Annotated in this window: 15 protein-coding genes and 2 pseudogenes; 13 read left to right on the plus strand and 4 right to left on the minus strand. The window is 64.1% G+C overall.

The genetic code is table 11. The annotated features are described in order from the left end of the window. The first annotated feature begins 15 nt into the window (after positions 1 to 15). The 11 genes and pseudogenes from araD to OKW52_RS09695 all read left to right on the plus strand — a co-directional run bounded on the left by araD (position 16) and on the right by OKW52_RS09695 (position 10,120). Positions 16 to 1,758 (plus strand): L-arabinonate dehydratase, encoded by a 1,743-nt coding sequence (gene araD / locus OKW52_RS09645; RefSeq protein WP_264505506.1) that lies wholly within the window; start codon positions 16 to 18, stop codon positions 1,756 to 1,758. Then, positions 1,758 to 2,687, plus strand: coding sequence for a Gfo/Idh/MocA family protein (locus tag OKW52_RS09650; protein WP_264505507.1), 930 nt, complete (start codon positions 1,758 to 1,760; stop codon positions 2,685 to 2,687). Before araD ends, OKW52_RS09650 begins: the two co-directional genes overlap by 1 nt. A gap of 103 nt (positions 2,688 to 2,790) precedes the next feature. Further along, positions 2,791 to 2,865, plus strand: a pseudogene (locus OKW52_RS09655) (hypothetical protein); the annotation flags it as partial. Positions 2,866 to 2,945: 80 nt separating this feature from the next. Then, positions 2,946 to 3,728, plus strand: coding sequence for an aldose epimerase family protein (locus OKW52_RS09660; RefSeq protein WP_264505508.1), 783 nt, complete (start codon positions 2,946 to 2,948; stop codon positions 3,726 to 3,728). Next, on the plus strand, positions 3,725 to 4,642 hold the full coding sequence (locus OKW52_RS09665) for a dihydrodipicolinate synthase family protein (protein WP_264505509.1): 918 nt from the start codon (positions 3,725 to 3,727) through the stop codon (positions 4,640 to 4,642). The genes OKW52_RS09660 and OKW52_RS09665 overlap by 4 nt, the downstream gene beginning before the upstream one ends. Positions 4,643 to 4,653: 11 nt before the next feature. Next, complete coding sequence (locus OKW52_RS09670; RefSeq protein WP_264505510.1) at positions 4,654 to 6,168, plus strand: aldehyde dehydrogenase (NADP(+)); 1,515 nt, start codon at positions 4,654 to 4,656, stop codon at positions 6,166 to 6,168. A 3-nt stretch (positions 6,169 to 6,171) separates the two neighbouring features. After that, a complete protein-coding gene (locus OKW52_RS09675; protein ID WP_264505511.1) occupies positions 6,172 to 7,074 on the plus strand; it encodes a 2-dehydro-3-deoxygalactonokinase in 903 nt (300 codons plus the stop codon). After that, the gene (locus OKW52_RS09680; RefSeq protein WP_264505512.1) at positions 7,071 to 7,676 is read left to right on the plus strand and encodes a 2-dehydro-3-deoxy-6-phosphogalactonate aldolase; all 606 of its coding nucleotides are present in this window, start codon (positions 7,071 to 7,073) and stop codon (positions 7,674 to 7,676) included. The genes OKW52_RS09675 and OKW52_RS09680 overlap by 4 nt, the downstream gene beginning before the upstream one ends. Continuing rightward, positions 7,673 to 8,518, plus strand: a complete 846-nt coding sequence (locus OKW52_RS09685; RefSeq protein ID WP_264505513.1) for an SMP-30/gluconolactonase/LRE family protein — start codon at positions 7,673 to 7,675, stop codon at positions 8,516 to 8,518. Before OKW52_RS09680 ends, OKW52_RS09685 begins: the two co-directional genes overlap by 4 nt. A gap of 128 nt (positions 8,519 to 8,646) precedes the next feature. Then, complete coding sequence (locus OKW52_RS09690) at positions 8,647 to 9,030, plus strand: response regulator (RefSeq protein WP_264505514.1); 384 nt, start codon at positions 8,647 to 8,649, stop codon at positions 9,028 to 9,030. 205 nt (positions 9,031 to 9,235) lie between these two features. Then, positions 9,236 to 10,120, plus strand: coding sequence for a response regulator (locus OKW52_RS09695; RefSeq protein ID WP_264505515.1), 885 nt, complete (start codon positions 9,236 to 9,238; stop codon positions 10,118 to 10,120). 79 nt (positions 10,121 to 10,199) lie between these two features. On the opposite strand, the gene OKW52_RS09700 is transcribed toward OKW52_RS09695, so the two are convergent. Continuing rightward, positions 10,200 to 12,071: a PAS domain S-box protein gene (locus OKW52_RS09700; protein WP_264505516.1), complete on the minus strand. Its 1,872-nt coding sequence runs from the start codon at positions 12,069 to 12,071 to the stop codon at positions 10,200 to 10,202. A 473-nt stretch (positions 12,072 to 12,544) separates the two neighbouring features. Here OKW52_RS09700 and OKW52_RS09705 point away from each other — a divergent pair, with 473 nt between their 5' ends. Continuing rightward, entirely contained in the window at positions 12,545 to 13,546 is a 1,002-nt protein-coding gene (locus tag OKW52_RS09705; protein WP_264505517.1) for a response regulator transcription factor, read from the plus strand. Between the two features lie 5 nt (positions 13,547 to 13,551). Continuing rightward, positions 13,552 to 13,947: an Hpt domain-containing protein gene (locus OKW52_RS09710; RefSeq protein ID WP_264505518.1), complete on the plus strand. Its 396-nt coding sequence runs from the start codon at positions 13,552 to 13,554 to the stop codon at positions 13,945 to 13,947. 88 nt (positions 13,948 to 14,035) lie between these two features. Here OKW52_RS09710 and metA read toward each other — a convergent pair whose 3' ends face one another. From metA to OKW52_RS09725, 3 genes and pseudogenes are all read right to left on the minus strand, one after another. Continuing rightward, on the minus strand, positions 14,036 to 14,965 hold the full coding sequence (gene metA, locus OKW52_RS09715; protein WP_264505519.1) for a homoserine O-acetyltransferase MetA: 930 nt from the start codon (positions 14,963 to 14,965) through the stop codon (positions 14,036 to 14,038). Positions 14,966 to 15,003: 38 nt separating this feature from the next. Then, positions 15,004 to 15,875, minus strand: a pseudogene (locus tag OKW52_RS09720) (ATPase). A gap of 37 nt (positions 15,876 to 15,912) precedes the next feature. Continuing rightward, complete coding sequence (locus tag OKW52_RS09725) at positions 15,913 to 18,402, minus strand: penicillin acylase family protein (RefSeq protein WP_264505520.1); 2,490 nt, start codon at positions 18,400 to 18,402, stop codon at positions 15,913 to 15,915. Between the last annotated feature and the right edge of the window lie 46 nt (positions 18,403 to 18,448).

The following is an 18,448-nucleotide window of genomic DNA, read 5'->3' on the forward strand; positions in this document are numbered from 1 at the left end:
TCCAAGGGGATCAAGATGACTTTTCAACCGGCATCATGGCCAAGAAAGCTGCGCAGCCAGGAATGGTACGGCGGCACCTCACGCGACACGATCTATCACCGCGGCTGGATGAAGAACCAGGGCCACCCGCACGACCTGTTCGACGGCCGCCCGGTGATCGGCATTCTGAACACCTGGTCGGACCTGACGCCCTGCAACGGGCATCTGCGCGAGTTGGCCGAAAAGGTTAAGGCCGGCGTGTGGGAGGCCGGGGGTTTCCCGGTCGAGGTGCCGGTCTTTTCGGCCTCGGAAAACACCTTCCGGCCCACGGCAATGATGTTTCGCAATCTGGCCGCCCTCAGCATCGAGGAACAGATGCGCGGCCAGCCGATTGACGGCGCGGTGCTGCTGGTCGGCTGCGACAAGACCACGCCCAGCCTGCTGATGGCGGCGGCCTCGACCGATCTGCCGTCTATCGTGGTGACGGGCGGGCCGATGCTGAACGGGTATTTCCGCGGCGAGCGGGTCGGATCGGGCACGCATCTGTGGAAATTCTCGGAAGCGGTGAAGGCAGGCGAAATGACGCAAGAGGAATTTGTCGAGGCCGAGGCGTCGATGTCGCGTTCCTCGGGCACCTGCAACACGATGGGCACGGCCAGCACCATGGCCAGCATGGCCGAGGCGCTGGGCATGGCCCTGTCGGGCAACGCGGCGATCCCGGCCGTTGACAGCCGCCGCCGCGTGATGGCGCAACTGTCGGGGCGGCGCATTGTGCAGATGGTTAAGGATGACCTGAAGCCGTCCGACATCCTGACTAAACAGGCCTTTGAGAACGCGATCCGCACCAATGGCGCGATTGGCGGCTCGACCAACGCGGTGATCCATCTGCTGGCCATCGCGGGCCGGGTGGGTATCGACCTGACGCTGGATGACTGGGACCGCTGCGGGCGCGATGTGGCGACGATCGTCAACCTGATGCCCTCGGGCAAGTACCTGATGGAAGAGTTCTTTTATGCCGGTGGCCTGCCCGTGGTGCTCAAACGTCTGGCCGAGGGCGGGCAATTGCACAGGGATGCGCTGACCGTTTCAGGCGCCAGCATCTGGGACGAGGTCAAGGACGTCATCAATCACAATGACGACGTGATCCTGCCGCTGGATCAGGCGCTGGCGGCGCAGGGGGGCATCGCGGTGCTCAAGGGCAATCTGGCCCCGCGCGGCGCGGTGCTGAAGCCGTCGGCGGCGTCAAAACATTTGCTGGTGCACCGGGGCCGGGCGGTCGTGTTCGAGGACATCGACGACTACAAGGCGCGCATCGAAGACCCCGATCTGGACATCGACGAAACCTGCGTGATGGTGCTCAAGAATTGCGGACCAAAGGGGTATCCGGGCATGTCCGAGGTCGGCAATATGGGCCTGCCGTCCAAGGTGCTGAAAAAGGGCATCACCGATATGGTGCGCATTTCCGACGCGCGCATGTCGGGCACCGCCTATGGCACCGTGGTGCTGCATACCGCGCCCGAAGCGGCGGCGGGCGGGCCGCTGGCCGTGGTGCGCGACGGTGATATGATCGCGCTGGATGTGCCGGGGCGCAGCCTGCATCTGGATATTTCCGACGCGGAACTTGCCGAACGGCTGGCCGCGTGGCGGCCCAACCACGAGCGCCCCGAAAGCGGCTATGCGTGGCTGCATCAGGCGCATGTCGAGGGGGCGGATACCGGGGCGGATCTGGATTTCCTCAAAGGGTGCCGGGGATCTCCGGTCGGAAAGGACTCGCATTGATGGACATCGCGCTGATCGGCATCGGCAAGATCGCGCGGGACGCGCATGTGCCCGCCATCGCCGCCAGCCCGGATTGGGATCTGGCCGCGACGGTCTCGCGTCAGGGGCGGGTTGAGGGTGTGCAGGACTACCCGGATCTGGACACGCTGTTTGCGCAGCGCCCGGATATTCGCGTCGTCTCGCTTTGCCTGCCGCCGGTGCCGCGCTTTGCCTATGCGGTCCAAGCGCTTTCTGCCGGTCGGCATGTGATGCTGGAAAAACCGCCGGGCGCGACGCTGGCCGAGGTTCACGCGCTGGAAGCGCTGGCGCGCGCGCACCGCGTTTCGCTGTTCGCCACGTGGCATTCGCGCGAAGCGGCAGGCGTGGCGGCGGCGAAAAGCTGGCTGGCCGGGCGGGCGCTGCGCAGCCTGCGCGTGGTGTGGAAAGAAGACGTGCGCCGTTGGCATCCGGGTCAGGACTGGATCTGGGAACCCGGCGGGATGGGGGTTTTTGACCCCGGCATCAACGCGCTGTCCATCGTGACCGAGATCCTGCCGGTGCCGATCCATGTCTCGTCGGCGGTGCTCGAGGTGCCAGAAAACCGCCAGACGCCGATTGCCGCGACGCTGGAGTTCTTCCACCCCGCCGGGGCCAAGGTCAGTGCGGTGTTCGATTGGCGCCATGAGGGGGTGCAGTCGTGGACCATCGAGGCCGAGACCGACGCGGGCCAGATGCGTCTGACAAAGGGCGGCGCGCATCTGTCGGTGGACGGGGTCGAGGGGATGGACAGCGCAGACCCGACGCTGGACGGCGAATATCCCCGGCTCTACGCCAAATTCGCCACGCTTATTCAGCGCGGCGGCAGCAACGTCGATCTTGCGCCCCTGCGGCTGGTCGCCGACGCTCATGTTTTGGGGCGTCGCGTCGCGGCTGCCCCGTTCACGTGGTGAGGATCTGATGCAGCGAAACGACGTCCAACAGTTCGGCACGGCACCCGATGGCAGCCCGGTCTGGCGCGTCCGGCTGGAGAACGGCGGCACAACCGTCTGGGTGATGAGCTGGGGCGCCAGCGTGCAGGATTTCCGCATCGCGGGCGTGGCCGAGGCCATGGTTCTCGGCAGCCCCGATTTCACGCCCTATCTGGACGAAATGATCTATTTCGGCGCCGTCGTCGGGCGCGTTGCCAACCGCATCGCGGGGGGCGTGCGGTGCTGGACGGGCGCGTGCTGGCGCTGGACCGCAACGAGGCCGGGCGCACCACGCTGCACGGCGGCTCGCACGGGACGGGGCAGGCGAACTGGCGGTTTGAGGGCCACGATGCCACCAGCTGCGCGCTGTCGATCCGGCTGCCCGACGGGCTGGACGGCTTTCCCGGCACGCTCGACCTGACCGCCCGCTACAGCCTTGATGCCGAGGGCGCGCTGACCCTGTCGCTGGAGGCGCAGACCGACGCGCCGACGTTCTGCAACTTTGCGCCGCATTCCTACTGGACCCTTGGCGCAGCCGACGGGCTGGCAGACCATCGCCTGCGGGTCACGGCTGAGACCTATCTACCCACCGATGCTGCCGAGATCCCGCTTGGCATTCAGGCCCCGGTCGCCGGAACCCGCTTCGATTTCCGCTCTCAGCGCGCTGTCATGGTGGCGGGGGATGCGCCCCTCAACCATAACCTCTGCCTGTCGGGCACACCCGCGCTGCGCCCGGTTTGCTGGCTGAGCCATGGCGACGTGACGCTGGAAATCGCCACCGACGCCATCGGCCTGCAGCTCTATGACGGTGTGCACATCAACACCGGTGCGCTGCGCACGCACACCGGCCAGCCGTACCGCCCGCACGCCGGTCTGGCCATCGAGCCGCAAGCCTGGCCCGATGCCCCCAACCAACCCGATTTTCCGCCCATCACGCTCAGACCCGGCGCGCGCTGGACGCAGGTTTCGCGCTACGCGCTGACCCGCCGCCCGGGGTCGGATCAGGAGAGGACCAAACCATGAAGCATCCGTTAACAGGTATCCTGCCCGTCGCGCCGACGCCCTTCCATGCCGATGGTCGGGTCGATGAAGAGGGCATGCGCCGCGTGCTCGACTGCATGATCGATCAGGGCGTCGATGCGATCTGCATTCTGGCGAACTACTCGGAACAGTTCCTGTTGTCGGATGACGAGCGCGCCCTTTTGATGCGCCTCAGCCTTGAGCATGTCGCCGGGCGGGTGCCGGTGATCGTCACCATCAGCCATTTCCACACCGGCATCGTTGTCGAGCGTGCCCGCGCCGCGCAGGCGATGGGGGCCAGCATGGTGATGATGATGCCGCCCTATCATGGCGTGGGTCTGGTGCCGGGAGAGCTGGGGATCTGGGAGCATTTCGCGGCGGTGTCGGACGCCATTTCGATCCCGATCATGGTGCAGGACGCGCCGCTGTCGGGGGTGACATTGTCGGTGCCGCTGCTGGTCCGCATGGCGCGCGAGATTGAGAATGTCAGCTATTTCAAGATGGAAACGCCTTTTGCCGCCGACAAACTGGCGGCGCTGATCGCGGCCGGAGGGGCTGATATCGTCGGGCCGTTTGATGGCGAGGAGGCCGTCACCCTGCTTGCCGATCTCGATGCAGGTGCGACGGGCACGATGACCTCGGCCCTGCAGCCCGAGATGATCCGTCCCATCGTCACCCGCTACCGCTCGGGCGACATCGACGGCGCGCTGGCGCAATGGAAGCTGTGCCTGCCGCTGATCAACCACGAAAACCGCCAATGCGGGTTGCGGGCGGCCAAGACGGTGATGAAGGCGGGCGGGGTGATCGGCAGCGATGCGGTGCGCCATCCGTTGCAGCCGATGTCCGAGCGTACGCACACACGGTTGTTGCAACTGGCGGGTGAGCTGGATCTGATCGCACTACGCTGGGGGAAATGAGGGGGATGGACATGCGCTCTGAACCGCACGGCAAACACCTGATCGCGGGGGCATGGGTGGGGGCAGAAACGACCTTCTCCTCGGCCCCGGCCACCGGCCCGGCCTATCGCTTTTCCGCCGGATCGGCGGCGCTGGTTGATGCCGCCTGTCAGGCCGCCGAGGATGCCTTCTGGTCCTATGGTTATACCTCGCGCGAAACCCGCGCCGCGTTTCTTGAGGCGATAGCTGAGGAAATCGAGGCGCGCGGCGCGCTGCTCACCGCCACCAGCAACGCCGAGACCGGCCTGCCCGCAGCCCGGCTTGATGGCGAGCGTGGACGCACCACCGGCCAGTTGCGCCTGTTTGCCAGCCACATCCGCGCGGGCGACTACCTTGACCGGCGCGTCGATCCCGCCTTGCCGGACCGCCAGCCCGCGCCCCGGCCTGAACTGCGGATGATCGAGCGCCCGGTCGGTCCGGTCGCGGTGTTCGGTGCGTCGAACTTTCCGCTCGCGTTCTCGACTGCCGGGGGCGACACCGCCTCGGCCCTTGCCGCGGGCTGTCCGGTGGTCGTCAAAGGGCACGAGGCGCATCCCGCCACCACCGAACTGGTCGCCGAGGCGATCCTTGCAGCGATCACCCGCTGCGGCGTGCATCCCGGCACGGTGTCGGTCGTGCAGGGCGGCAGCATCGCGGTCGGCGTCGCGCTGGTGCAGCATCCGTTGATCACCGCAGTCGGCTTTACCGGCTCACTGGGCGCGGGCCGGGCGCTGTTTGATCTGTGCGCGGCGCGGCGCAACCCGATCCCGTTCTTTGGCGAACTGGGCAGCGTGAACCCGATGTTCCTGCTCCCCGCCGCGCTGGCCGCGCGCGGCGCGCAGATCGCGGCGGGCTGGACCGGATCGCTGACCCTGGGCGCAGGGCAGTTCTGCACCAACCCCGGCGTGATCGTGGCCGTCAAGGGCGCGGACAGTGACGCCTTCATCGCCAAGGCGACGGCCACACTGGACGGGGCCGCCGCGCAGACCATGCTCACCGACGGCATCGCGAACGCCTATCGCAAGGGCCGCGACCAGATCGCGGGATCGGCGGGGGTGCAGGCGGCGCTGACCTCGGTCTGCGACCGGCGCAACGCGACGCCCTGTCTCTTCGTGACCACCGGTGCCGACTGGCTGGCGAATGAGGCGCTGGGGCATGAGGTCTTCGGCCCGCTGGGTCTGATCGTGCAGGTCGCGGATGCCGAGGAAATGCGCGCCGTTGCCCGCTCGTTGCAGGGCCAGCTGACCTGCACGCTGCAGATGGACGAGGCCGACACCGAGATGGCCCAAGGCCTGATGCCGATCCTCGAGCGCAAGGCGGGGCGGCTCTTGGTTAATGGCTATCCCACCGGCGTGGAGGTTTGCGACGCAATGGTGCACGGCGGGCCGTACCCGGCCAGCACCAATTTCGGCGCAACCTCGGTCGGTACGCTGGCGATCCGGCGGTTCCTGCGACCGGTGTGCTACCAGAACCTGCCCGCCGCGCTGCTGCCACGGGATCTGGAGTGAGCCATGGTCAGCGCCGACTGGATCGCAGCGGATTGGGGTACCTCACGCCTGCGGGTCTGGGCGATGGACGCGCAGGACCGGGTGATTGCCAGCGCCGCGTCGGATCAGGGCATGGGCGGGCTGACGGGCGAGGGGTTTGAGCCCGTGCTGGCGGCGCTGATTGCGCCTTGGCGCCGGGCGGGCCAGCGGCTTGAGGTGCTGATCTGCGGCATGGCGGGCGCGCGGCAGGGGTGGGTTGAGGCGCCTTATGCCGCTGTCCCCTGTGCCCCTGCGGGCAGCGGGGCTGTGACCGCGCCCACGCGCGATCCGCTTTTGTCGGTGCGCATCCTGCCGGGGCTGTGTCAGCGCGATCCGGCGGAGGTGATGCGCGGCGAAGAAACGCAGATCGCGGGGTTCATTGCGTCTGATCCGGGCTATGACGGCACGCTCTGCCTGCCCGGGACGCACGCCAAATGGGTGCGCGTGGCGGGCGGCATGGTGCAGGAATTCAGCACGGCCATGACCGGCGAGATCTTCGCGCTGCTCAGCCAGCAGTCGGTGCTGCGTCACTCTTTGGACAGGGCGTGGGACGCGGATGCGTTCGCGGCGGCCGCCGCTGACACCCTCGCCGAACCGCAGGGGCTGAGCGGGGCCTTGTTTGGCATCCGCGCCGCCTCGTTGCTGCACCCCGTGGGCGCGGGGGCGGCGCGCGCGCGGCTGTCGGGGCTGCTGATCGGCGCGGAGCTGGCGGCGATGCGGCGGTTTTGGCAAGGCGTCCCGGTTACCGTAATCGGCGACGCGGCGCTTGCGACGGCCTATGCGCGCGCACTGGCCGACGCGGGCTGCGCGGTGCGCCAGCAGGACGGCGCGGCGCTGGCACTGGGCGGGTTGATCGCGGCCCACAGGTTTGGAGGGGACAAGACATGAGCCGAAACATCGTCGCCATTCTGCGGGGCGTCACGCCCGACGCGGTCGAAGGGATCGCCGGGGAACTGCTCGACGCCGGGATCGAGATCATCGAAGTGCCGCTCAATTCGCCCGAGGCGCTGCGCTCGGTCGCTTTGCTGGCCGCGCGCTTTGGCGACCGCGCGCTGATCGGCGCGGGCACCGTGCTGACGCCCGAGGATGTGGCGGCGGTGCAGGCGGCGGGTGGGCGGCTGGTCGTGTCGCCCGACACCAACCCCGAGGTGATCCGCGCCACCAAGGCGGCGCGCATGCGCTCGTATCCCGGTGTGATGACGCCCAGCGACTGCTTTGCCGCGCTGCGGGCCGGGGCGGACGGGCTGAAACTGTTCCCCGGCACGCTGATCGGTCCCGCCGGGCTGAAAGCGATCCGCGCGGTGCTTCCTGCCGGAACCGAGGTGCTGGCGGTCGGCGGGGCCGGGGCAGAGAACTTCGCCCAGTGGAAAGCCGCGGGGGCGGACGGGTTTGGCATCGGCACCGCACTCTACCGGCCCGGTGATGATGCCGCCACGGTCGCGATCCGGGCTCGCGCGTTGGTCAGCGCCTATGACGCGGTGTTCCCATGAGCACGGTCTATGACACACGGCGTTGCGCGTTGGGCGAAGGGCCCTTGTGGCACCCCGAACGCGGTCAGCTCTTCTGGTTCGACATTCTGGGTAAGCGACTGCTCTCGCGTGAGGGGGACAAGCCACTGGAGTGGCGGTTTGACGACATGGTCTCGGCAGCCGGTTGGGTGGACCGCGACACGCTGCTGATCGCGTCCGAGACCGGGTTGTGGCGCTTCGATCTGCTAACGGGCCACCGCACGCTGGTGATCCCGCTTGAGGCCGACAGCCCGCTCACCCGCTCGAACGACGGGCGCGCCGACCGGCAGGGCGGGTTCTGGATCGGCACGATGGGCAAGCGCGCGCAGCCTGGCATGGGGGCGCTCTATCGCTACTATCGTGGCGAGTTGCGCAAGCTCTTTGCGTCAATGACCATCCCCAATGCGCTGTGTTTCTCGCCCGATGGCAGGCTGGCCTATTTCGCCGATACCGAAGCCCAGCGTTTGTTTCGCGTGGCGCTGGATGCGCAGGGCTGGCCGAGGGGCGCGGCGGCACCGTTTGTCGATCTTGCCCCCAAGGGCCGCTTCCCCGACGGCGCGGTCTGCGATGCCGAGGGCGGGATCTGGAACGCCCATTGGGGGGCAGGGTGCGTGGACCGGTTCTTGCCGGACGGCAGCTTTGATCGCTCGCTTGCGGTTGCCGGGCTGCACAGCAGTTGCCCGGCCTTTGGTGGCGCCGATCTGGCGACGCTGTTCGTCACCAGCGCCTATGACGGGCTCGACGATCCTGACGCGGATCAGGGATGTGTCTTTTCGGTGCCGGCGGGTGTCGCCGGACTGGCGGAGAATCGCGTCGATTTGTGACCGCCGCAGGCCAAAAACCCCATCTTTTTCAGCATTTCTTGGACGGCGACCTTGCTCTCAGCTGCGTATGTGGTCAAATCCCTACCCCTATAGGACCAAGACGGCACAGCGTCCGAAAGGATCAGTTCATGACACGTTTGCGGATTTTGCAGGTTGAAGACGACTACGATATTCTGGACATCTCCAAGATCGCTCTGGAGGCCATCGGCGGCCATGAGGTGTTCCAGTTCTCGGATGGCTACGAGGCGGTCGCCAAGGCGGAAGAGATCTCGCCAGACTTGATTCTGCTCGACGTGCTGATGCCGCGTCTGTCGGGGCAGGAAACCCTCGAGCAGCTGCGCGGTCTGCCCAAGTGCAAACAGGTTCCGGTCATCTTCATGACCGCCAAGACTCAGGAAGACGTGGTTAACCGGCTGCGGGATATCGGGGCGGCGGGAATTGTGATAAAGCCGTTTGACCCGATTGCGCTTTCGTCTGACATTGCCACTATACTGTCGTCCACGGGCGTTTGATCCTGAAGACTTATTGTTCTCTGTTAATCATCGATAACCATTGTTTGAGCTGATTGGTGACGATTTGTTTACATTGCACGCGGTTTCGCGGGGATGGAATTCTACATATTGTCATGGTTTCACATCTGTGAGAATCAGCTAGAAAGATTTGGTAGCGTATTGTTTGCAACTCAGAGGTGACAAGTCCGGCGTCACGGAGCGTTCTATGAAGATTCTGGCCGTCGATGATGACGCATTTATACTTGAGCTTTTGGGCTTGTTCACCGCGAAGGTGGGCTTTCCCAATGTGACCAAGGCCGCATCCGGCCCCGAGGCACTTGCGCTGCTGAACGACTCCTCCAACGGTTATGACTGCATGCTGTTGGACATCAGCATGCCCGAGATGGACGGTATCGAACTTTGCGGTCGCATCCGGGCCATGCCTGCCTATAGCAAGACGCCCATCATCATGCTGACCGCGATGCGCGAAAAAAGCTATGTAGACGGCGCGTTTAAGGCCGGGGCGACCGACTATCTGACCAAGCCGCTTGATGTGACCGAACTGGGCGCCCGCCTGCGCGTGATCGCTGAACTGGTCGCGGCCCGCCGCAGCGTTCAGGCTTTGACCCACGATGCGGTCACGCTGGTCAGCAATACGCCTGCGATCCCGCTCGAGCGTGAAATCCCGATCGAAGGCGTGCCGGGGCTGATCGAATACACCGCCTTGGGTAACTATATCCTGCAGCTGTCGGACTCTGGTCTGGGCACGGCGCAGGTGGTCGCGGCCAAAATCAACGACATCGAAGAGATCTATGAAAAGGCGTCGCCGGCCGAGTTCCAGCAACTGATTGTCACCATCGCCACGGCCCTCAGCGCCGTGTTTCGCGAGTTTGAGGGCGCGCTGGCCTACTCTGGAAACGGCGTTTTCCTGGTGATGTTCTACAAAGAGTCGATGGAGCCTTCGGCGGGCCTTGAGCGGACCTTGCAGCTGCTGATCGACAAGAAGGGTCTCACGTATGTCGATGGCACGCAGCTTGAGGCCATCGTCACCATTGGCAACCCGATCCGCCCCAATCCGGGCAAGGCGCGTCGAGATCAGCAAGACCTTTGATCGCGCCGTGGCACGTGCCGAAAGCCGCATGAGCAAGCGGGCAGCGTCAGACTAAACCGCGCTGCTCGTGCCCTTCTGATCAGTTCCCGCTCTCGTAGACCGTTTCATCGCGCACCGCGCTGGTGCGGGGGACAGGGCGTTTGGTCGGAATGGTGAACCAAAAGGTCGTAAAGCCGTTGGGCACGCTGTCATAGCCAACCTCGCCGCCCGACTGCTCGACGATCTGTTTGACGATGCTCAGCCCCAGCCCCGTCCCGCCGCGGCTGCGGGTGGCCGACTGCTCGGCCTGCGAGAAGGGTTTGAAGATGCGCTTGCGGAAGGCATCCGAGATGCCGACGCCCTGATTCTTCACCGCGACGCGGACAAAATCGCCGGTTCGTTCCACCATGATATCCACGACACTGCCCTTGTTGGCGAATTTCGTCGCGTTGGACAGCAGGTTCGCCATGATCTGATGAAAGCGCTTCTGATCGGTGTAGCCGTTCAGGCGGCGGCTCAGACTGATGACATTGCAGGTCACATCGTATTTCTCGGCAATGGGTGTATTCGCCATGACCGCGTCCTCGATCATAGGCAGGATCGGGGTTTCGGTCAAGGTGAAGGTCACCTGTCCCGAAGAATATTTTTCGAAATCCAGAATATCGTCGATCAAGGCGCGCAAGCGGTTCCCATTCTGCTGGGCGATATAGAGAAGGCGCTGAGTCTGGTCCGAGTAATTCTCGTCGGTGAAAGATGTTAAAAGGGATAGAGCCCCGACGATGGAGGTAAGAGGCGTGCGAAGTTCGTGACTTACGGTCGCGACGAACTCGTTCTTCAATTCAATCAGGCGGCGATGTTCGGTTACGTCGACAATCTGAACGATAAAAGATTCCGGATCGCCATTTATTGCCTTGATCAAGGCGACGCTCATCAATCCCCAGACAATGGCACCATCGCCGCGGACCAACCGCTTTTCGATCCGGTAGGAGGGAATTTCACCGGCCTTGAGCAATTCTAATTGGCCCACATCACTGTCGATATCTTCATGAAGCAGGAAAGAATTGAATTCCTTGTCCACCAACATGGTTTCGCTGTAACCGTAAAGCGAGCAGAACGCAGTATTAACAGAATGAATCGTTCCGTCCAGATTAACGATGGCCTTGCCGATGGGCGCGTTATCAAAGGCAAGGCGGAATTGCTCGTTGCTGCGCATCAGTGCAAGTTCGTGGCGTTTTCGTTCGGTTACGTCGATCAGCGTGCTGGCCACGATGCGCGGCGTCCCATCCGGTTTGCGTTCCGTCACGAACAATCCAGCGCGGATCCAGCGCCATGACTGATCGTCGGGCTTGCGAAAGCGATACTCGCACGACGCCTGATCAAGCTTCGAGGTCATCAGGATCTGGGTGGGTGACAGGGCAATTTCCAGATCGTCAGGATGCACCCGCGACCGCCATTCCTGACGCATCTCGGCCGGATCGGTTGCCTTGATTTCCAGAATATCCTGCGCAATCGGCGACGTCGAAACAACCATCGAGTCGGGGAAGAATTCGACAACCCCAATGCCCGCCCCCCGGATCGCAAGATCGGACAGCATCAGGTCATGATGCAGCTTTTTCAACGGTTCTGCTTGGTCGCCGATATCGTTCACGACCAGGGTGAAATGCGAGGTTCCAACCGGATTTTTCACCCGTTTGATGAAATACTGCAGGGTCAGTTCGGTCCCGTCTTTGCACCGGCCTGAAACCCCGCTGGCCGACGCGTCGTCAATCTCACGGCTTATCACGCTGCGGGCGCGTTCGAGGGCAAGATCGGGAAGAAGTCTGGCCAAGGGCAGCCCCCGCATCTCGTCACGCGCATAGCCGAACAACTGCGCGGCTTCAGGGGTGCATTTGTCGATCGTTCCGCCGGTATCAATGGTCAGCAGGCAAATGCCGAGGGTCTGAAAGGCGTCGTCGGCACATTGGGCGTCCATGAACTCTCCTTCGTCTTGAGCGCCAGCTTGGCCGAGCCCACCGTTGTATCCTGGCTTTTTGCAACAGGCGTATTTTCGCCATTTTGTCGCAGTGCCGTTGTGTCTGCGCGGGCTCACAGCGTGTGATCGCGTAACCCTTGCATGTGCTTTCTCGCTGCAAGCTTGGCGCGAAAGGGACGCCAGCGCAACGGGTTGCGCGCGAGGCATGTCACAGCATGTAGGCAGATTTAGGGCCGACGTCCGACATGGCGCAAGATTCAGCGCCGTCGCTGCACCGTCGTGCACGGTGTTCGCAGCCGTTGATTGGGGGGATTTGTTACCGCCAATTCGAGCATGGAAAGACCGCTGTATGGTCACATTCCTGCCGCGTTCCTTGGACAAATTGTTAACGATGAACAGGGGCTCATGCCCGGTGCGGTGCCGACCATCTGTCGGTGTCAGTGTGTGAGATCCAAACGAAGGTAGGCAGTGACATGAAGATTCTTGCCGTCGATGACGACGAAATGGTTCTGGAGATCCTGTTCTCCGGCTTGCGGGCGTCTGGGTATACGGACGTTGATCTTGCACCTTCCGCCAAGGCCGCGATGAAGAAGATCGAAGAGGCGACGACGCCCTACGATTGTTTCATGTTTGATATTCAGATGCCAGAGATGGATGGCATCGACCTGTGTTCGTGGGTGCGCAAGCGCCGTGAGTATGAAAACGCGCCGATCCTCATGGTGACCGCCATGACCGAGCGAACCTATATCCAGCGCGCGTTCAACGCCGGGGCGACGGATTACGTCACCAAGCCGTTCGATCCGCTGGAACTGAGCACGCGGATCAAGATGGCTGATCGTCTGGTGCGTGACAGCGCCCGTGCGAAAAGCGCCGCGTTCGAGATCCAGGATCTGCGCGACAAGATCGAGAATGACTTTCGCGTCCCCTTCACCGAACCGGTGACGATCTTTGGCGTGCCCAGTGTCATCGGGCGGCTGAACATGGAGAACTACCTGCGGCAGCTGTCGCGCTCGGGTCTGTTCTCGACCTCGGTTTTTGCGGTGCATGTCACCGGGCTGGAAGGGTACTACCGCACGCTGTCGGCGTCGGATTACTACTTTCTGCTGGTCGATGTGGCTGAAAGCCTGTGTACCGCTCTGGGCGACCGGGAGTATTTCGTTGCCTATGCGGGGAGCGGATCGTTCCTGATCACCGTGCAGCACGCCAATGCCATCACGCCGTCCATGGTGGAACGGCAGGCTTCTGAGGCGCTCAACAAGATGGGCGCAACGCAGGGGTTCGATGGCCGCGCCTTGTTGCAATACCGTTGTGGCGAGCCGGTGCGTATCGGGGTGCTCTTTTCGGGCGGCTCGGTCGAGAAGGCTCTGGATATGGCTTTGGAAAAGCTGGAGCGCACCCTGTTGGCGCGCAATGAAGGCGCTTATGTCTCTGCACGCACGCCGGGCCTTGGCTTGGCGAGTCTCTTTGTGAAATAAAAAAAATGCACAACTCAAACCCCACCCAAACGACGTGGGAGTCGCCCCGCGACATCCCTCTCGTCAGCCCGCAAGACGCTGTTGAGGCCGCGATCGAAGAACTGCGCCCGCGCTATCAGATTGCTTTGGGCGAGTATCACAAGCGGCTTGAGGGCGCGTTCTACGCCTTGCTTCGCGGCGCCGGTTCTGCCGAGGATCTGCGCGACGTTGTCTATATCGCGCACCGGATCGCGGGCACGGCGGGGAACTTTGGCCTTGATGACCTTGGCCAGCGTGCCCGTGAAGTCGACGAGGCACTGGGACCGATTGCCGACGCCCCCAAACAGGCGCTGCGCCATCTGGGTCTGGTTGCCCGGCTGATTGCGGCGCTGTCATCGACGGTGAACAAGAAGGCGTCCTGACCCGCGCGCCGGATCTGATCCGCGACCTGAAAAAGAACCCCGGGCGGCCTGTCGGCTGTCCGGGGTTTTTCGGTGCAGGGGGCGGCCGTTAACCCGCCGATGACGCGCCGATCTTGGCCGTGTCGTAGGGCGTGGTCTGGTAGATTTCGTTGATCCAGTTGCCGTAGAGCAGATGCGCATGGCTGCGCCAGCGGTTCATCGGTTGCTGGGTCGGATCGTCGCCGGGATAGTAATTGACCGGCACCTTGATCGGTTTGCCCGACTGCGCGTCACGGTCGTATTCTTCCTTGAGCGTGCCCGAGTCATATTCGAAATGGTTGAAGATATAGAGCGCGCGATGTGCGGGGTCTTCAACCAGACAGGGGCCAACCTCGTTCGAGCCCAGCAGCGTCGTCAGGCCGGGCACGGCGTCGACCTCGGGCGCGCGCATCTCGGTCCAGCGGCTGACCGGGATCAGCACATCATCCGAGAACCCGCGCAGATAGGGCGAGGCAGGCGCAAGGTTGCGGTGGCGAAAGCAGCCGAAGGCCTTGGCGTCCAGCATATGCTTGGGCACGCCGTGGAAGTAGTTGATCATCGCCATGCCACCCCAGCACACGCCGAAGGTGGAATGCACGTTGGTCTGCGTCCACTCAAAGACCTCGCACAGCTCATCCCAGTAGGTCACCTCCTCAAAGGGCAGGTGTTCGATGGGCGCGCCGGTGATGATCAGACCGTCCAGCTTTTCGTCCTTCACGTCCTGAAACGGGCGGTAGAACTCTTCCATGTGTTCGGCGGCGGTGTTCTTGGTCAGGTGCTCGGTCATGCGGATCAGTTTGAGATTGATCTGCAACGGCGTCGCGCCGATCAGCCGGGCGAACTGGTTCTCGGTCTGGATCTTTTTCGGCATCAGGTTCAGCAACCCGATGGTCAGCGGGCGGATGTCCTGAATGGCGGCGCGGCTGTCGTCCATGACCATAACGCCCTCGCGCGAGAGGACGGAATAGGCGGGCAGGTTTTCGGGCAGGGTGATAGGCATCGGATAAATCCGTCGATTGGGTGCGGGATCGGGGGCCGTCAGGCCGCCCGTGAGGCGCGCTTGGCAAGGGCCTCGACGATCAGCTCCCGAAAGTCATCGGGGGTCTGAACGCGGGCGATATCGTCGGCGGCGACCGTCAGACCCCAGTTGCGTGCCATCGCCTCGTAGCGGGGCTGGCGATGTGCCAGCGCTCGGGCGTAGGTCCAGCGCACAAAGGCGTCAGGGTCCACCGCCCCGGGCATTCGCCCGGTTTCCGCCAGATAGGCGTTCCAGCATTCGAGCAGGAATTCTGGCCGGTAATACATCGGCTTGGGCGCGCGGTCGAAACGCTCGATCAGCGCCTGCGTATGCTCGTCCGAGCCTTCGATCCACACCAGCAGCAGATGGCGCGAGAGCACGCTCAGCACCGGGTCCACGCGGCTGTCAGGGTTCACCACCTCGCAGATGGACCCCCCGAGTCGCAGACGAAATTGTCGTAGCCATAGAGCTCTTGCGCCCGCGTCACGAACTTGGGCGTATCCATCAGCGCGGCGATCTCGGCCTCGCGGTGTTCGCCCTGACGGCGGCGGTATTCGTCGAAGGGCAACCCGCCTTTGGCCGGGTCGCCGGGCTTGCCCAGATAGGTGCTCAGCGGCGACAGGTTATCGAAGGTGATGTTCGAGCCGATATAGACGGAATCCGACAAGAGCAGTTCACGCAGCAGCGGAACCTTCATCGCCTCGCGCTTGAAATTGTCGGTGATCGCCTCGCCCATGTAGCGCGTGCCGATGCGGTAATCGACCGAGTAGTGGAACCACCCGCCGTCGCGCAGAATGGCCGAGATCCGCGTCTTGCCCAGCCCGGACATGCCGAACAGCACCACGCGTTTATGCGCGGCGTCGGACCATTCGGTGGGCGTTTCATAAATCATTGCGGTTCTTTCTGCCTTGGCGGTCAATATGGCGCGCTCAGGGGCGGGGTTCAAGGCGGGTCACCCCGACACCCCCGGCGCGGGCCAGATCGGGGTCCAGCGTCATCGGGATATATTCGCCGCGCCGCCAGAGCACGCCGAGGTCGTCATAGTGCCGGCTGAGCGGGTGGCCCGACTCGCCGGTCGAGATGATGAACACGCTCGCCTCAGGGTCGCCCATGTCATAGACGCCGCGATAGCCTGCGCCATGCACGTTCAGATACGGCTCGCGTGCGCCCGGAGGGCCGCCGCGCGTCAGACCGCGCATCAGCGTGTTGTCGCCGCCGCTGGTCGATTGGCGGATGTTGACGAAATGGCGCAGGATCGGCACGTCGCCCAGCACCGGGTGGTCATGCGTCGCCTGATGGGCATCGCCCCAGCGCCAGCTTTCGATCGCCGGGCCATAGGCCTGTTCCAGCTCCAGCAGCGCCGCATCCAGCGCCGTGCGCGCGATGTCGACGCAGCTTTCCACCACCGCCGACTGCACCACATCACACCAGACGCCTGCGCCGTCCGTGTTGCGGAACACCCGTTCGATGAACTCGGGCTCCATATGGGTGAACATGTCGGTCGAGGGGCCAAGTTCGTCGCGGATCAGGCGGAACTGCAGCTCGCGCATCCACGCGGCGTAGATCAGCGGCTCGGGCAGATGCTCGGACATCTCGCCGTTCCAGTCGGCCAGCAGTTGCAGCGCCAGCTGGCGCTGCGCCTCGGGCGTGCCGGGGTTGGCGGGGGTGTCCTGAAACCACAGCTCGGCCCCGACCAGAGGCAGCAGCGTGCGCGCGGCCTGACTGACGGTATCGAGCTGCGCCTCGATGAAGCTTTCGCGCGTGTGGACCGAGCGCTGGCGCATCAGCCGCACCCAGCGCTGAATGCGCGTGGTATCGCCCCAGTCAAAGCTGACATGCAGCGGGAAAGGGCGGTCGAGCGGCTTGTTGTTGGTATTGCCCAGCAGGCCGGTCAGCGGATCGACAAAGCGTGGGTTCGACGCATAGGGGAACGTCCCCTCCCAGCGCGCGTTGGGGTCGGCACCGGGGGCGGGCATACGGCCTTGCGTCGGATGGGCAGCATTGCGGCGGGGCATGCGGCCGATCATCTGCATGGCGATATGGTCGTGGTCGATCAGCGTCAGGTTCTGTGACGGCGCGACATACATCTCGCCCGCTTCCAGCGCTTCATCCACCGACTGCGAGCGCATGATGCCAATCGCCGCGCTCATCGAGGTGTCGTCGCCGGTCAGCGCCGTCCAGCTCAGCGCTGCGACCTGACCGGGCGGGGTGATCGCGGCCAGCGCGTAATGCGAGCCGGGCAGGATCGGGCCATTCTCGGACCAGCGCAGGGTGATCGTCACCGGATCGCTGTCAGCGACCTGAATGATCGAGCGGCGGGTTTCGAACTCGGCCCAACCGGTCGGCGTGCGGTAGCGCTGGGTGGTGTCGGGATCCAGTTCCTCAAGGAAAAGATCCTGATCGTCCATGTAGCTTGAGGTCAGCGCCCAACCCAAAGCCTCGGATCGGCCGACCAGCACCGCCGGGATGCCCGGGATGGTGCCGCCGGTGACCGCGCCGGTGCTCAGCTCAAGCCGCGCCAGATACCAGATTGTCGGTGCGGTGAAGCCCAGATGCGGGTCATTGGCCAGCAGCGTGCCGCCATTCGCCGCGCGCTGCGGTCCCGCTGCCCAGACGTTCGAGGCCCCCGCCATGGCAGACGACGTGAAAGGCGAAAAATCCTCCCCCGGTGCCTGTCCGGGGACCGACGGGGCCATGGCCAGTTGCGTATCGGTCAGCGTCGGGAACAGGCTGGCGAAATCGGGCAGGGCGGCAAGGCCCGAACCGTCGTCGATCGGCATCAGATCGTTGACACGCTCTTCGCCGATCAGGGCCGACAAACGCGCGTGCTGCACTTCATTTTCCAGATGGCCCGACAATTGCACGGCCATCAGCTTGATCATCGCAAGGGAATCAGCCGGTTGCCACAAGCCGATCTCGCCGGGGAACAGGAAGTATTCCGGCGCACCCCGGCCCAGAGCCCGGTCATTGACCAGATTGATCCACGCATTCACGCCGCGCGCATAGGCATCCAGCGCCGTCAGCGTGTCGTCATCCTGCGCGCTGACCGATTCCTGCGCCAGCCCGTACAGATCCAGCCGGCGCATCAGCTCATCCGTGCGGATCGTGCGTTCGCCGAAAATCTCGCTCAAGCGGCCCTGTACGGTCCGGCGCATCAGCGTCATCTGCCACAGCCGGTCCTGCGCATGGGCAAAGCCCAGCCCAAAGAACACATCCGCGTCGTTATCGGCGAAAATATGCGGGACGGCCCAGGTGTTGCGGGCAATCTCGACGGTGCCCGAGACGCCCCGAACGCGCCAGTCGGCGTCATAATCGGGCAATGAGCGCGACAGGAAATAATACACCCCGACCACCACCACGACGGACAGCACGACGAGTGCGGTCGCAAGACGCAGCAGCCAGCGGAACAGGGTGATCATGGGGGTGGCCTCGTTGTGTTGACCTCGGAACCAGGTTCGTTTCCTA

Origin of the sequence: Pararhodobacter zhoushanensis (assembly GCF_025949695.1) — a bacterium.
Classification (GTDB): Bacteria; Pseudomonadota; Alphaproteobacteria; order Rhodobacterales; family Rhodobacteraceae; genus Pararhodobacter; species Pararhodobacter zhoushanensis_A.

Coding starts and splice junctions, on each gene's coding strand:
- araD (WP_264505506.1), top strand. CDS start 16: ATGACTTTTCAACCGGCATCATGGCCAAGAAAGCTGCGCAGCCAGGAA.
- OKW52_RS09675 (WP_264505511.1), top strand. CDS start 6,172: ATGGTCAGCGCCGACTGGATCGCAGCGGATTGGGGTACCTCACGCCTG.
- OKW52_RS09665 (WP_264505509.1), top strand. CDS start 3,725: ATGAAGCATCCGTTAACAGGTATCCTGCCCGTCGCGCCGACGCCCTTC.
- OKW52_RS09725 (WP_264505520.1), bottom strand. CDS start 18,402: ATGATCACCCTGTTCCGCTGGCTGCTGCGTCTTGCGACCGCACTCGTC.
- OKW52_RS09695 (WP_264505515.1), top strand. CDS start 9,236: ATGAAGATTCTGGCCGTCGATGATGACGCATTTATACTTGAGCTTTTG.
- metA (WP_264505519.1), bottom strand. CDS start 14,965: ATGCCTATCACCCTGCCCGAAAACCTGCCCGCCTATTCCGTCCTCTCG.
- OKW52_RS09700 (WP_264505516.1), bottom strand. CDS start 12,071: ATGGACGCCCAATGTGCCGACGACGCCTTTCAGACCCTCGGCATTTGC.
- OKW52_RS09710 (WP_264505518.1), top strand. CDS start 13,552: ATGCACAACTCAAACCCCACCCAAACGACGTGGGAGTCGCCCCGCGAC.
- OKW52_RS09670 (WP_264505510.1), top strand. CDS start 4,654: ATGCGCTCTGAACCGCACGGCAAACACCTGATCGCGGGGGCATGGGTG.
- OKW52_RS09690 (WP_264505514.1), top strand. CDS start 8,647: ATGACACGTTTGCGGATTTTGCAGGTTGAAGACGACTACGATATTCTG.
- OKW52_RS09705 (WP_264505517.1), top strand. CDS start 12,545: ATGAAGATTCTTGCCGTCGATGACGACGAAATGGTTCTGGAGATCCTG.
- OKW52_RS09650 (WP_264505507.1), top strand. CDS start 1,758: ATGGACATCGCGCTGATCGGCATCGGCAAGATCGCGCGGGACGCGCAT.
- OKW52_RS09680 (WP_264505512.1), top strand. CDS start 7,071: ATGAGCCGAAACATCGTCGCCATTCTGCGGGGCGTCACGCCCGACGCG.
- OKW52_RS09685 (WP_264505513.1), top strand. CDS start 7,673: ATGAGCACGGTCTATGACACACGGCGTTGCGCGTTGGGCGAAGGGCCC.